The sequence below is a fragment of the Solwaraspora sp. WMMD406 genome, from assembly GCF_029626025.1.
Classification (GTDB): domain Bacteria; phylum Actinomycetota; class Actinomycetes; order Mycobacteriales; family Micromonosporaceae; genus Micromonospora_E.
The window spans coordinates 2,069,119-2,081,717 of sequence record NZ_JARUBF010000001.1; the positions used below are offsets into that span (position 1 = coordinate 2,069,119).

A 12,599-nucleotide genomic window follows, 5' to 3' on the forward strand; every position below is an offset into this window, starting at 1 on the left:
GAGGTCAGGTGCTGTGCTGGGGGCTTGGTAGGTCGTGGTGGGTTGCGTTTTGCAGGCGTAGGCGGGTGAGGCCGAGCATGTCGATCAGCCATCCGGGTCCGCCGGTGATGCCGCGGGCGCGTAGGAGGATGTCGACCTCGTGGTGGGTCGCCGGTCCGGTGTTGGCGAGGAAGTCCTCGCAGATCTGGAGCAGGAGTTGCAGCAGGTCGCCGTGGTTGGTGTCTGTGGTGGTTGGTGAGTCGTCCGGGGTGGCCGGGGTGGGCATCAGGCGACGTTCTCGATGGCGGTGAGGCGGTTCTTGAGCCGGTAGCTGGGGCCGTTGATCGGGACGACGTCGCAGTGGTGCAGGAGCCGGTCGAGGATGGCGGTGGCCAGGACCTCGTCGCCGAAGACCTGGCCCCATTCGCCGAAGCCCTTGTTCGAGGTCAGCAGGGTGGAGCCCTTTTCGTAGCGTTTGGAGATCACTTGGAAGACGAGGTTGGCCTCGGGGCGTTCGAGGGGCTGGTAGCCCACTTCGTCGATGACCAGGACGGTGGGGCGTGGGTAGGTCTGCAGCTTGCGGGCCAGCCGGCCGATCGCGTCGGCGGCGGTGAGGTGGCGGACCATGTCGTCGAGGGTGGTGAAGTAGACGGTGAATCCGGCTCGGCAGGCGGCGACCGCGAGGGCGACGGCGATGTGGGTCTTGCCGACGCCGGGCGGGCCGAGGAGAGCGACGTTGGCTTTGGCCTGCACGAACGCGAGGGTTGCGAGGTCACGGACTTTGCGGGGGTCCAGGTCGGGTTGGAAGCTGAAGTCGTAGTCGTCGAGGGTCTTGTGGTGCGGCAGCTTCGACAGGCGTAGCCCGGCGCGGAAGCGGCGTTCGTCGCGGACGGCGAGTTCCTCTTCCAGGACGAGGTCGAGGAACTCCAGGTAGCCCATGGCCTCGGTGTCGGCCCGGCCGGTGAGTTCCCGCAGCGTCTTGGCCAGGTGGGGCAGGCCGAGTTTGGTGGCGCTGGCGTGGATGCGGTTGGTGACCAGCTCACTCACTTCGAGACGTCCTTCAGGTGTGGGCGGTTGGTGAACGGGCTGGCCGCAGCGATCTGCTCGTAGACCGACAGCGGCCGGGCCTCGACGGCGATCTGGGCGGCGGCGGCCCGGTTGAGCAGGGCTTGCAGCGGTCCCTGGCCGCTGTCGTGGCGGGCCGGTCGGCGTGTGGTCGGCTGCCCGCCGTCGGGGTCGCCGGTGGTGACGGCACGGGTGTGTCCGTCGGGCAGTCCGTCCCAGTGGGCTTCGTCGACGACGCGGGCGCCTCGGCCCACGGCCCGTTGGTGCGTGGCGAGCAGGGAGGTGCCGTCCAGGCCGGGCGCGGTGGCGTGGATGGTGATGGTGGCGGCGGTCGCCCGGACCTCCACGAGCTGGCGGTGGCGGACCCGTCGGGCCGGCACGGAGTAGAGGTTGCCGGCGTAGGCGACCAGGCAGTCCTTGCCGACGTGCCGCAGATGCCGGTCGGCGACCACATACGCCCTGGCCGGGACCGGTCGCAGCGCGGCGTGGTCCCGGACCGCCCGCACGCCGATGATCTCGCCGTGGGTGCGGTGTCGCACGGCCCGCCGCTGCGGAACCCAGGCCAGGAACGTGGCATCGAGTTCGGCCAGCGACGCAAACGCCCGTCCGGCCAGGACGTGATCACGGACGATGGTGACCTGCCGTTCGACCCGCCCTTTGCCGGTCGGCCGGTATGCGGCAAGCACATCGATGTCGAAGTCGTAGTGTCCGGCGAAGGCGACCGCTTCCGGGTGCAGTGGAACCGCCAGGCCCGGGGCGACGTGCCGGCGGACCACGGTCTTGGTCCGGTCGTAGACGATCGCCCCGGGAACCCCGCCCGAAGTGCGCGAACGCCCGCCGGTGACACTCCCAGAACGCGGCCAGGTCCTGGCTGGTGGTGAAGCAGCAGAACGGATCCCGCGAGTACGACAGCGCCATGTGGAACGAGTACACCTTCGGAATCCCGACGTGAGCCAGGATGCCGCCCTCGTCACCCCAGTCCACCTGCGCCTGCGCACCCGGAACGACCTCGAACCGGCGATGCAGCCCCGCCAGCTGATCCGGGCTGATCCCCAGCTCCGCGGCGATCCGGGGACGGGCCTGCTGCAGATACAGCTTCACCCGCTGGTAGTTACCGGTGAACCCGTACTGCTCGACCAGGCGTTCATGGACCACCGTGCCCTTGAGCAGCAACTCCGCCCGCAACCACGCATCGACCACATGCGCGAACACATCGATCAGCTGCCCACGAGCCGGCCGCGCCCGAACCGGCGGCACCACCTCGCCGCTGCCAGCAGCCAGGTACTTCTTCACCGTCCGCCAGTTCAGACCCGTCTCACGGGCGATCTCCGAGACACTCGCACCAGCCTCGTGCAGCGCCCGGAACCGACGCACGTCCAGCCACCGCTGCTCATCCAACGCCCTCACCGCCAGCCGTCCCACGCCGGTCCGATCACGACCCGGGCAGCCTCACCCCCAGCCACCCGCAGACGACGGACAAACGGTGCGCGCCTCTGCAAGATCAGCCGTACATAGCTCTGCACTCCAGGCCGTACCCCGACAACCGCCGACCAGGTTTCGGCAATCCGGTCCGGTCTCGCGCCGCGTCACCGGCCGATTTTCAACCTCGGTGCCGGGTGTGGGCTGCGTCAGGGCGAGATCTTCGGCATCGGCGTCGATGATCTCGACCTGGATGCCGGCTGGGTGCATGTCGTACGTCAGGTCAAGCGGGTCCGGTCCCGGCTGGTGTTCGGTCTTCCGAAGAACGACCGGGATCGCCGGGTGCCGCTGCCGGCGTCGGCCGTCCGGGTGCTGCGGGAGCACCTGGTCGTCTTCAAGCCGGTCACGATCACCTTGCCGTGGGAGGACCCGTTCAAGGGCGACCCGGTGGCGGTGCCGCTGGTGTTCACCACGACGCGGGGAACGCGCTGAACCGGGCGACGTTCGATGGCAAGAGCTGGCAGCCGGCGGTCGAGGCGGCGGGCATCGTGCCGACCAGGGCGACGGGGATGCACGATTTGCGGCACGCAGGCCCCAGTTCACGCTGCGGGTGTACACGCATCTGATGCCGGCCGGCGAGGAGCGGACCCGACGCGCTGTTCGAGGACGACGCAGGGAAGGGCGGCGAAGGCGACGACGGCGGGGACGTCTCGGATGACCCGGACGCCCTGTAGACGCCCTGAGGGGCCTCGGTGGGGGTGTTCGTGCAGCTCAGCGGGGGTGCGGGTGCGAGAATCCGGCGTACAGGTCGACCCCGTCCGTCCCACCCCGGATCAGTACGCCGATCAAAGCGCTGAGCTGAGCGGACTCCTGTCGTCGATGGTCATTCACAATCAATTTTCGTCGTCATCTGGCACCCTGGAGACGCCCTGATCTTGGGCCGACAACCCGGCTCGGCCGGGTACTCATGAGGTGACTTGATAGCGAGCCAGCATCGACACGATGGTTTCGACGCGGGCGGTCAGGGCCTCGCCGGCCGGGTGATGGATTCGTACCGAGGTGATCGTGGAGCCGGGGTCGTTGGCCAGCTCCAGGCGGAGTGCGCTGGTGCCGATGAGCGGATAGGCGTACCACCGGTGCGGGTCGTCGGTGTCGGTGGCGTCGAGTCCGAATGCGATGGCGTCCCAGTCCCAGTCGTCGGCCTCGTAGTAAACCAGTTCGGCGAGCGACTCGATCAGGGCGCGGACATTCGTCGTGAGAACCCAGCCGTCGGTGGTGGCTGATGGGCTCAGCTCGCCGTCGGTGCTCATCCGGTGAGGGTAGGCCGGGCAGTCGGAAGCTCGGACCGCGACGGCGGCCGACCCCGGAGATCGAGCGGCGGCGGTTGACGAGGCCGCACGGCACCTGCCGACTTAGACCTGATCAGCGGCGAGTGTCACTACCTGACCGGGACGATTCCCCGCCGCCGAGCTCGTCCGGGTAGCGCTGGACGTGCGGGTCGCGGCCGCCCGGCTCATCTCTTGAGATGGCCGCCCCTGCGGATCTTTGCCAGGCTGGGGTGCCAATCCATGCCGGTGGACAGGCTGCCGATACCGGCTACGGTCGTAGCATGTCAGCTACAAGCGTGATTCCCTCGCGTGACCTGCGTAACCACACTGCTGAGGTCCTGCGCCGCGTCGAGGCGGGTGAGGAGATAGAGATTCTGTACAATAATCGACCAGTGGCCAGGCTCATCCCGCTGCACGCCCGCCGCCAATGGATACCGGCAACCGAAATCTTGGCGCGAATCAGCGCGCTCGGGCCTGACCACACCGGCATGAGGGACGAACTGCGCGGCACTCTGACCGACACCACCGACGACCTGCCGTGGTAGCGCCACGCCGCGCCGCCGCCGACACGTCGCTGTTCATCGGTTCGGAGGCGCGCCGCTTTGATGATCAGGCACTTGTCGGGCTGGACTTGGGCGTGTCCGTGATCACCCTCGGTGAACTCCGCCTTGGAGTCGTTAGCGCCAGCCACAATCCCGATGCCGCCTCCCGGCGTCTGGCCACCTATGAGCTGGCTAGACAGTTGAGCTGGCTAGACAGTTCCAGCCGCTGCCCATCGACGAACGGGTCAGCGACGCCTGGGCGCTGCTGGTAGCGAAGCTGCGTGCCGAAGGCCGCAAGGCCCCGATCAACGACAGCTAGATCGCAGCCACAGCATTGGCGCACAACCTCCCGCTGGCCACCCAGGGCACCGACTACGACGTGAGAGGCCGGTTCGCTAGGTCTTGTCCATTGTGGGTTGGTCTGATCGTGCGAATGTGAGCGGTGGTCGTAACCGGTGAGGACGTGACCGCGTTGGGTCGATCATGGGTGAACGCGCGGCGTATCCGAGTGACCTGACCGACGAACAGTGGGCGGTGATCGGACCGTTCCTGCAGGCGTGGAAGACCCGCCACCCGTCGGTGTCCGGGCATCAGGGCCGCTACGAGCTGCGGGAGATCGTCAACGCGATCTTCTACCAGAACCGGACCGGCTGCCAGTGGGCGTACCTGCCACACGACCTGCCGCCGAAGTCGGCGACGTACTACTACTTCGCCCGGTGGCGTGACGACGGCACCGACCAGGTCATCCACGACCTGCTGCGGTGCCAGGTCAGGGAGAAGGCCGGCCGTACCGAGGACCCGAGCGCGGTGGTGCTGGACACCCAGTCGGTCCGCGTGGCCAACAATGTGCCCGCCGCGACGACCGGCAAGGACGCCGCCAAGAAGGTACCGGGGCGCAAACGGGGCCTCGCCGTGGACGCGTTGGGGCTGGTCATCGCGGTCGTGGTCACCGCCGCGTCGGTCACCGACAACGCCATCGGCATCCGGCTGCTCGACCAGGTCGTCGCGCACACCCCCACCGTAACCCGCGCGTGGGTCGACGCAGGGTTCAAACAGGACATGGCGCTGCACGGCGCCGTCCTGGGTGTCGACGTCGAGGTCGTCAAACGCGCCGACACCCGGCCCGGGTTCGTACCGGTCCGCAGACGCTGGATCGTCGAACAGACCCTCGGCACCCTGATGCTGCACCGCCGTCTCGTCCGCGAGTACGAGAGCCGACCGGAGTCCAGCGTGTCACGCACCTGGTGGGCGTCCACCGCGAACCTGGTCCGCCGACTGACCGGCACCAGCACACCCACCTGGCGGCAGCGGTGAACCTCACCACGGTCCTCGACCTGATCGCCCACCAGGAGGCCGCCGCCGGCCAGACAGCCGACCGGCTACGCGAGCAGATCGCCACCCTCACCGCCGAACTCGGCCGCGTCGACAGCGAACTGGCCGCCCTGGCGACCACCCGCACCACCCTGCGCGCGCTCGCCGCCGCCGAGTTCACCGCCGACGACCCGACGATCGCCAGCACCCCCTACCAGCAGATCCTGGAAGTCCTCGCCGCCACACCCGCCAGGATGCGGGCGAAGGGCATCTGCCTCGCACTCGGCGTCGAGCCTTCACCGAAGCACGTCGAAGGCGCCCGCGCGAAGCTCAAACGGATGGTCAACCGCCGGGTCCTCACCGAAGACGAACCCGGAGTGTTCACTCTCGCCCCGAAACGGACGTAATCTTCCGAACTGCCCTCTGATACCCGGCTTGACCGTGCTCAAATCTGAGCGACGACAGCACAGGGCCGCCGGTGACCGGAGGTTGCCCACAGCTGGATGGTGTCAAGCCCCGGGTTTGATGGAGAGTTGGTTATCTGGTTTTCAGGGGTGCGGTGACCGGTTGGGTCATCGCGTGTAGCGCTTCGTACTCGGCGGGCGGGACGTGTCCGAGTTCGCCGTGCAGGCGACGGTTGTTGTACCAGTCGATGTACTCGACGGTGGCCATCTCCAGGTCGTCGAGACCGCGCCACGGACCGGTGTTGCGGACGAGTTCGGCCTTGTACAGGGAGTTGAACGCCTCGGCCATGGCGTTGTCGTACGAGTCGCCCCGGGAGCCGACCGAGGCGACGGCGCCCGCCTCGGCGAGCCGTTGGCTGTAGCGAATCGCTCGATACTGGACTCCCCGGTCGGAGTGGTGCACGAGTCCGCCCAGGTCAGCGCCCTGATTCTCGCGGCGCCAGATCGCCATTTTCAGCGCGTCGAGCGCCAGATCCGTGTACAGGCTGGTGGCCACCTGCCAGCCGACGATCATCCGGGAGTACACGTCGAGGACGAACGCGGCGTACACCCAACCCACGGCGGTACGCACGTAGGTCAGGTCGGCGACCCACAGCCGATTCGGGCCCGCCGCGGTGAAGTCGCGTTCGACCAGGTCAGCGGGCCGGCTGGTCTAGGCGGCGGGCCGGGTCGTGCGCGGTGACCTGTCGCGCAGCAGCCCACGCAGCCCGGCGGCGCGCATCAGCCGCTCGACCGTGCACCGGGCCACGTCGACGCCCTGCCGGTGCAGCTCGTGCCAGATCTTGCGGGCCCCGTAGACGCCGTAGTTGGCAGCGTGGACCTGTTCGATCATCGCGGTCAGCTCTTCGTCGCGCCGTGATCGGGCCGAGGCGGGGCGGGCCTTGGCGGCGTGGTAGGTCGATGGTGCGATCCCGGCTGGCGTGTCTTCAAGCGCCCGCAGGACCGGCTGGACACCGTGTTCGGCCTTCTGGGAGTCGACGAACTCCACTCTCATCGCGACGGCCGGTCCAGTTCGGCCGCGAAGAAAGACGCTGCGGATTTCAGGATCTGGTTCGCCCGCCGCAGCTCACGGACCTCCCGTTCCAGCGCGGCGATGCGGTCGGCGTCGCCGCTGGTGGTGCCCGGACGGTCGCCGGCGTCGGTCTCGGCCTGCTTCACCCAGACCCGCAGCGCCTCGGGGTGCACGCCGAGCTGGTCGGCGATCCGCCGGATCGCGCCGACAGCGGACGCCGGGTCCCGGCGCGCGTCGAGGGCCAACCGGGTCGCACGCTCACGCAGCTCGTCGGAGTACTTCTTCGGTGCGGGCATCGCTGGTGTTCCTCCCAGGTTTCGATGTCTCCATCAAACCCGGTGCGGGACATGGTCTCTGACCTGCGGTTGTCAGTCCGTGTGAGAGATCAAGTGCGCCCGGTAGGGTTCGAACCTACGACCTTGGGATTAGAAGTCCCCTGCTCTATCCGCTGAGCTACGGGCGCCTGCAGGTCGACGGGCCCGCCGTGGCCGGCTGCCGACCTGCCGGATGGATCTTCCGGTCCGGCGTGCACATAGTAGTGGCCGCTGGTTGCCGTGACGAGCGGCTAAGCCGGCCGCGTCGTGTACCGGGCCGTGTCGATGTCGTTCCAGCCGGTCGGGTGGCAGCCCTCGCGCCGGGGCCGACGCTCACACCTTGTCCGAGATCGTCACCCCTCCTCCGGCACGCCACGGCTGGCCGGGCGTTCCGCCGACACCCGCTGACCCGGATCCGGCCCGGCCGGCTCGCTGGTGAAGTACGCCCGTAGCCAGCGGTCCAGCTCGCTGAAGACCTGGTCACGGGCGGGTTGGCGAGACAGGGTCAGGTCGTGCATGCCGCCGTCGATGCGGACCAGGGTGACGTGCCGGCCGAGCCTCGGTGCCCAGCGGGCCATGTGTTCGACGTCGAGGACCGCGTCCGCCAGGGTCGCCGCGTCGTGCCAGCGGAGGCTGCGGAACGACCGGGTCGAGCAGGCCAGCAGGATCGGCGCGCTGATGTGCAGCCCGTGGCGGAGCTGCTTCTGTGCGCGTCGGATCGCGGTCAGCCAGCCGACCCGGACCGGAAAGCCACCCAGCGGTTTCCACGCGAGGTCGTAGTTCCATTCGCCGCGATGAGAGGCATGCACGCTCTGGCCGTACACGTGGGAGAGCCCGACCCGGACGACGCGGTAGGGCGTCCGGGCGGCGACCCGGCAGACGGCCGCCGCCACCGGTCGGCGCATCAACCAGGGTGCGTTGATGTCGAAGAACGGGCTGTTGAGGAACAGGCCGTCGGGCGCGAGGCCCTGGTCGGCGCGGGCGTGTGCCCAGATGGAGGCGATCAGCCCGCCGGTGGAGTGGCCGTTGACCAGCAAAGTCTCGTTGCCGTCCTGCTCACGGATGATCCGGGCGGCGGCGTCGAGTTCGGGGAAGTAGTCGCTGATGTCGCGGCAGAAGTTGGGGGTCTGGTGCGGCAGCAGGCTGCGGCCGTACTTGCGCAGGTCGAGCGCGTAGAAGTCCCAGCCGCCCCGGACGAAGTGGTCGGCCAGGTGGGTCTGGAAGAAGTAGTCGACGAAGCCGTGCAGGTAGAGCACGGCCCGGCCGCTGGGGCGGTCGGCGCGGCGGCGGATCAGGGTCGCGACGACCGGTCCCTCGTCGTCCGGGTCGAGCTCGATGACCTGCTGCTCGTACGGTGGTCCGAGGATGTCAGGCTGCACGCCTCCGACCGTACCGCTGTCGGGTTACCTGTGGGTAGGTAAGGATGGGAACATGGACATCGAACAGGTACGCGACTTTCTGCGGACCAATCATCGTGCCGTGATGGTGACCCGTCACCCGGACGGCGGGCTGCAGACCAGTCCCGTGTTGGCGACCGTCGACGACGAGGGCCGCGTGCTCGTCAGCACCCGTCAGACCGCCGTCAAGGTCCGCAACCTGCTGCGCGATCCTCGGGTGACGTTCTGTGTGACCACCGACCGGTTCTTCGGCGACTGGGTGCAGATCGACGGGCAGGCCGAGGTCGTACCGTTGCCGGACGCCCTCGACCCGCTGGTGGACTACTACCGGCGGATCTCCGGCGAGCATCCGGACTGGGACGACTACCGCGCGGCGATGCAGCGGGAAGGCCGGGTCGCGGTCCGCGTGACGGTCACCCACGCCGGTCCGGACCACCACGGCTGACCCCCAGCGGTACGGCTCCGTCAGGTCCCCTTCGTACGGCTCCGTCAGGGTAGCCGGATCAGGGCGGGTACTCGACTCCGTTGGTGTCCCGCTGGCGGTGCCGTACGCCGGGCCGGGTCAGCGCCTCCTTGTAGACGCCGATCGCGACCATCCGGCCGTCGCGCCCGCCGAGGATGACGGTGGCCAGGACGCCGATCACCGGCGACTGCTCCTGGTCGAGCCCGTAGCGGATGTCCGCGACACGGACACGCATCGAGCGGTCCCCGTACACCCAGTCGGCTTTGCCCAGGTGCAGCACGTCGCCGACGCGGAGCAGTTCGTCGTCGTCACGCGCCATCGGAAGCCTCCTCGTCGGACGCGCCCGCGACCGGCCACAGGCCGGCATATTGCAGTACGGCGCGAATCCGGCGTGCTTTCGCCGGTTCCCATCGGTCGAGGACGGCCATCGCCCGGTTGAACGGTTCGCAGAATGCCGCCGAGTCACATACCCGGCATTCGCCGAACCGGGTCGGCAGGTGGGTGGTGACGATTTTCCGGGCCCGCTTGAGTATCGCTGCGTCGAGCCTCGAACGGTTGATCTTGTTGCCGCGCTGCGTGCTGCCCGGTGCGGCGGCGACGCCGAGCGACGTGTACCGGGCCAGGCGTGGCGTGCCGCCGATGCCGTCGTTTCTGAGCACGTGATCCCCCTTGAAATGTCGGTGATCCATTGGATTCCACCCTGGACTAATCGCCGCCTCGGGATGAAGATGTTGTGGTCACAGTTGCGGATCACGGACCGGCAGGAGGGCCAAGTTGGCTGACACGAACGATTTTCGCCATGTGCTCCGTCGAGAGCGGATGGCGCGGGGAATCTCGCAGGACGCCCTTGGTGCCGAGGTGTACGTGACCGGCTCGCAGATCGGTAATTACGAAGCAGGTAGATCAATTCCTCCGGACGGCGTGGCACGTGCCCTCGACGAGAAGCTCGGTGCCGAGGGCGAACTGCTCAAGCTGGTGGCCGTGGCGCGCGGCGAGGCCGTCGCCCCGTGGCTGCGCCCGTGGAAGACGACTGAGCGGCAGGCGATCCTGCTGCGCTGGTACGAGCACTCCATCATCCCGGGCCTGCTACAGACCGAGGCGTACGCGCGGATGGTGGTCGAGGCCGGTCCCAACACCGAGGCTCAGGTTGACGGGATGACGCACGAGCGGCTGGAGCGGCAGGCCGCGACCTTGGGCCGATCCAGCCCGGTGACCCTGAGCGCGATCGTGGGGGAGGCCGCTCTCAGGCTGGGCGATCCGACGATCATGAAGGAGCAGCTAGAACATCTGGTCGAGATCGGTGATCGCCCAAACGTCCATGTTCGCGTTGTGCCGTTCGCCGCTGGGATGCACGCTGGACTTGGCGGCGCATTCGTCCTGGCGAGCATGCCTGATGGGTCATCGGTGGCGTACGTCGACGGCACGCTCGAAGGTGAGGTGGTGAGCAAGGCCAGGGACCTGGGCCGGCTCCTGACAGCGTGGGAATCCATCTGTACGAAGGCGCTACCCTGTGACCAGTCCCGCGCCTTCATCCTGAAAGTAGTCGATGAGTTATGAGTCACGAGCTGAAGTGGCGCACTAGTACCCGTAGCGGTCCCAATGGCGGCGCCTGTGTCGAGGTCGCCGACAACGTGCCGGGTCGGGTGCTGGTCCGTGACACCAAGGACCGGGCCGGCGGGGTGCTGACCTTCGCGCCGGCGTCCTGGTCGGCGTTCGTCGGCCTGGCGAAGTCGATCGAGCGCTAACCGACACCTACCCGTAGATCCACGAAGCCCTCGGCCTCCTGCTCAGCCAGGAAGCCGAGGGCTTTCGCGTCGGGCACCTTCGCCGAGGGCTCGTCGCTGTCCGGCCATGCGTGTGGCCAGTCGAGGGAACCGTCATTGTTGTCAAACCGGCTGCTTGACGACAATGACGGTTCCTTCGGCGGCAGCCGAGTCTGCTGCATCGCGCGGGCGATCGAGGCCAGTCAGTCTGCGCCAGGTCTGGGGACTTGCCAGAGTGCGCTGACGGGCATGGCGCGCAGTTTGGGGCCGAAGGGCAGCGTAGCGGTGCCGGTGTAGAGGACGACGCCGACGACGAAGTCGTCACCGAGTCGATCGGCGAGCCTGCGGAGCCCGCGGAAATCGTCCGGTCCGACGGTCGAGGCAGCTTTGACCTCGACACCGACGACGTGCCCGGATCTGTTTTCCAGCACGGCGTCGACCTCGTACTGGTCGCGGTCGCGGTAGTGGGACAGCTCGGCGGGCTGGACCGACCAGGTGAGTTGGCGAGCCAGCTCGGACAGGACGAAGGACTCCAGCAGCGGGCCGAACGGCGCGCCGGGGCGCAGCAGCGCTCGGGCGTCGACGGCGATCTCGTTGGCGGCGATGCCCGAGTCGACGAAGACCAGCTTGGCGGCGGCGGTGGCTCGGGTGCCAAGGTTGCGCGACCACCCCGGGATCCGCTTGACGAGGAAGATCTCCTCCAGCGCCTGGAGGTAGCGCGAGATCGTCGGCCGACTCAGCCCGAGTGCGGATTCGAGGGAGTTGGCGGCGATGACGGTCGCCGACCTGGCGGCGAGGAGCCGTACCAGTTGACGTAGTTGACCTTTGCGCTGGATGTCGGAGAGCTGCCGGACGTCCCGGTCGATGAGTGCCTGGACGTATGCGTCGAGGAACCGTTGACGGCGGCGGGGGTCGTCCCGGGACGTGGCCTCCGGCAGGCCGCCGCGAACGATCCTGGCGGCGTAGTCGGCGCGGGTCACGGTCGACTCGTGACGCAACTCGGGGCCGAGCGTGAAGACGGCGTCGATGAAGCCGTCCGGCTCACCGTCCAGTTCTCCCTGGGAGAACGGCCACAGCTCGATCGTCTCCATCCGGCCGGGCAGCGCGTCCGGAGCGGCGACCATGCCAAACAGGCGCGAGGACCCGGTGAGGAGATAACGGGCGGGGCGGGGATCGTCGTCCACGGACGCCTTGATAGCCAGCAGCAGCTCCGGAACTCGCTGGATTTCGTCGATGACCAGCAGCTCCGCGGAGTCGACGAAGCCGACCGGGTCGGCGACGGCCGCAGCGCGATCCTGCGCCCGGTCAAGGTCGCGGCGTTCGACGAGACGGTCCCCGGCGACCACGCGTACGAGGGTGCTCTTCCCCGCTTGACGTGCTCCGCTGATCAGCACGACGCGTGTGTCCGCCAACGCGGCGTTCACCTGTGCCGCCGCGTGACGTGGGATCAGGTGCTGCGTGGACACGACGTCATCGTAACCGCCCGACTTTCGGTCTGCGGGCACCTAGACTTTCGATTTGCGGGTCGGTCTGCTTTCGATC

General features: G+C 68.3%; 16 protein-coding genes, 1 tRNA gene and 1 pseudogene. 7 read left to right on the top strand and 11 right to left on the bottom strand.

What is annotated here, in order from left to right; all coding sequences use genetic code 11:
- Positions 1-4: 4 nt before the first annotated feature.
- From O7632_RS09470 to O7632_RS09485, 4 genes are read right to left on the bottom strand one after another with little or no spacing between them, the layout of a single operon-like run.
- Entirely contained in the window at positions 5-265 is a 261-nt protein-coding gene (locus O7632_RS09470; protein WP_278113218.1) for a hypothetical protein, read from the bottom strand.
- A complete protein-coding gene (gene istB / locus O7632_RS09475) occupies positions 265-1,026 on the bottom strand; it encodes an IS21-like element helper ATPase IstB (RefSeq protein WP_278113220.1) in 762 nt (253 codons plus the stop codon). The genes O7632_RS09470 and istB overlap by 1 nt, the downstream gene beginning before the upstream one ends.
- Entirely contained in the window at positions 1,023-1,730 is a 708-nt protein-coding gene (locus O7632_RS09480; RefSeq protein WP_278113222.1) for a hypothetical protein, read from the bottom strand. Before O7632_RS09480 ends, istB begins: the two co-directional genes overlap by 4 nt.
- Positions 1,666-2,451: a hypothetical protein gene (locus tag O7632_RS09485; RefSeq protein WP_278113224.1), complete on the bottom strand. Its 786-nt coding sequence runs from the start codon at positions 2,449-2,451 to the stop codon at positions 1,666-1,668. The genes O7632_RS09480 and O7632_RS09485 overlap by 65 nt, the downstream gene beginning before the upstream one ends.
- A gap of 276 nt (positions 2,452-2,727) precedes the next feature.
- On the opposite strand from O7632_RS09485, the gene O7632_RS09490 reads away from it, so the two are divergent.
- Positions 2,728-2,955 carry a hypothetical protein gene (locus tag O7632_RS09490; RefSeq protein ID WP_347403563.1) on the top strand — a complete coding sequence of 76 codons (228 nt, stop codon included), beginning with the start codon at positions 2,728-2,730 and terminating at the stop codon, positions 2,953-2,955.
- A gap of 473 nt (positions 2,956-3,428) precedes the next feature.
- On the opposite strand, the gene O7632_RS09495 is transcribed toward O7632_RS09490, so the two are convergent.
- Entirely contained in the window at positions 3,429-3,773 is a 345-nt protein-coding gene (locus O7632_RS09495; RefSeq protein WP_278113225.1) for a hypothetical protein, read from the bottom strand.
- 299 nt (positions 3,774-4,072) lie between these two features.
- On the opposite strand from O7632_RS09495, the gene O7632_RS09500 reads away from it, so the two are divergent.
- The 3 genes from O7632_RS09500 to O7632_RS09510 all read left to right on the top strand — a co-directional run bounded on the left by O7632_RS09500 (position 4,073) and on the right by O7632_RS09510 (position 6,051).
- On the top strand, positions 4,073-4,336 hold the full coding sequence (locus O7632_RS09500) for a type II toxin-antitoxin system prevent-host-death family antitoxin (RefSeq protein ID WP_278113227.1): 264 nt from the start codon (positions 4,073-4,075) through the stop codon (positions 4,334-4,336).
- Positions 4,337-4,816: 480 nt separating this feature from the next.
- The gene (locus tag O7632_RS09505; protein ID WP_278113229.1) at positions 4,817-5,647 is read left to right on the top strand and encodes an IS5 family transposase; all 831 of its coding nucleotides are present in this window, start codon (positions 4,817-4,819) and stop codon (positions 5,645-5,647) included.
- Entirely contained in the window at positions 5,644-6,051 is a 408-nt protein-coding gene (locus tag O7632_RS09510) for a hypothetical protein (RefSeq protein ID WP_278113230.1), read from the top strand. The genes O7632_RS09505 and O7632_RS09510 overlap by 4 nt, the downstream gene beginning before the upstream one ends.
- Before the next feature lie 130 nt (positions 6,052-6,181).
- On the opposite strand, the pseudogene O7632_RS09515 reads toward O7632_RS09510, so the two are convergent.
- The 3 genes and pseudogenes from O7632_RS09515 to O7632_RS09525 all read right to left on the bottom strand — a co-directional run bounded on the left by O7632_RS09515 (position 6,182) and on the right by O7632_RS09525 (position 8,813).
- Positions 6,182-7,416: pseudogene (locus O7632_RS09515) on the bottom strand (IS3 family transposase).
- 94 nt (positions 7,417-7,510) lie between these two features.
- Positions 7,511-7,583 (bottom strand) — tRNA-Arg (locus tag O7632_RS09520).
- 204 nt (positions 7,584-7,787) lie between these two features.
- On the bottom strand, positions 7,788-8,813 hold the full coding sequence (locus O7632_RS09525) for an alpha/beta hydrolase (protein ID WP_278113232.1): 1,026 nt from the start codon (positions 8,811-8,813) through the stop codon (positions 7,788-7,790).
- Positions 8,814-8,865: 52 nt separating this feature from the next.
- On the opposite strand from O7632_RS09525, the gene O7632_RS09530 reads away from it, so the two are divergent.
- Positions 8,866-9,276 carry a PPOX class F420-dependent oxidoreductase gene (locus O7632_RS09530; protein ID WP_278113234.1) on the top strand — a complete coding sequence of 137 codons (411 nt, stop codon included), beginning with the start codon at positions 8,866-8,868 and terminating at the stop codon, positions 9,274-9,276.
- Between the two features lie 58 nt (positions 9,277-9,334).
- Here O7632_RS09530 and O7632_RS09535 read toward each other — a convergent pair whose 3' ends face one another.
- Positions 9,335-9,613, bottom strand: coding sequence for a hypothetical protein (locus tag O7632_RS09535; RefSeq protein WP_278113235.1), 279 nt, complete (start codon positions 9,611-9,613; stop codon positions 9,335-9,337).
- Entirely contained in the window at positions 9,603-9,953 is a 351-nt protein-coding gene (locus O7632_RS09540; protein WP_278113237.1) for a hypothetical protein, read from the bottom strand. The genes O7632_RS09535 and O7632_RS09540 overlap by 11 nt, the downstream gene beginning before the upstream one ends.
- 115 nt (positions 9,954-10,068) lie before the next feature.
- Here O7632_RS09540 and O7632_RS09545 point away from each other — a divergent pair, with 115 nt between their 5' ends.
- Positions 10,069-10,851: a helix-turn-helix transcriptional regulator gene (locus tag O7632_RS09545; protein ID WP_278113238.1), complete on the top strand. Its 783-nt coding sequence runs from the start codon at positions 10,069-10,071 to the stop codon at positions 10,849-10,851.
- On the top strand, positions 10,848-11,039 hold the full coding sequence (locus tag O7632_RS09550; RefSeq protein WP_278113240.1) for a DUF397 domain-containing protein: 192 nt from the start codon (positions 10,848-10,850) through the stop codon (positions 11,037-11,039). The genes O7632_RS09545 and O7632_RS09550 overlap by 4 nt, the downstream gene beginning before the upstream one ends.
- A 221-nt stretch (positions 11,040-11,260) precedes the next feature.
- Here the strand turns inward: O7632_RS09550 and O7632_RS09555 are convergent, their stop codons facing one another.
- Complete coding sequence (locus O7632_RS09555) at positions 11,261-12,523, bottom strand: ATP-binding protein (protein ID WP_278113243.1); 1,263 nt, start codon at positions 12,521-12,523, stop codon at positions 11,261-11,263.
- Positions 12,524-12,599 lie beyond the last annotated feature (76 nt).

Excerpts from the sequence above, each read along its gene's own strand:
- O7632_RS09470 (WP_278113218.1), bottom strand. The coding sequence starts at position 265 with ATGCCCACCCCGGCCACCCCGGACGACTCACCAACCACCACAGACACC.
- O7632_RS09495 (WP_278113225.1), bottom strand. The coding sequence starts at position 3,773 with ATGAGCACCGACGGCGAGCTGAGCCCATCAGCCACCACCGACGGCTGG.
- O7632_RS09500 (WP_278113227.1), top strand. The coding sequence starts at position 4,073 with ATGTCAGCTACAAGCGTGATTCCCTCGCGTGACCTGCGTAACCACACT.
- O7632_RS09505 (WP_278113229.1), top strand. The coding sequence starts at position 4,817 with ATGGGTGAACGCGCGGCGTATCCGAGTGACCTGACCGACGAACAGTGG.
- O7632_RS09530 (WP_278113234.1), top strand. The coding sequence starts at position 8,866 with ATGGACATCGAACAGGTACGCGACTTTCTGCGGACCAATCATCGTGCC.
- O7632_RS09535 (WP_278113235.1), bottom strand. The coding sequence starts at position 9,613 with ATGGCGCGTGACGACGACGAACTGCTCCGCGTCGGCGACGTGCTGCAC.
- O7632_RS09550 (WP_278113240.1), top strand. The coding sequence starts at position 10,848 with ATGAGTCACGAGCTGAAGTGGCGCACTAGTACCCGTAGCGGTCCCAAT.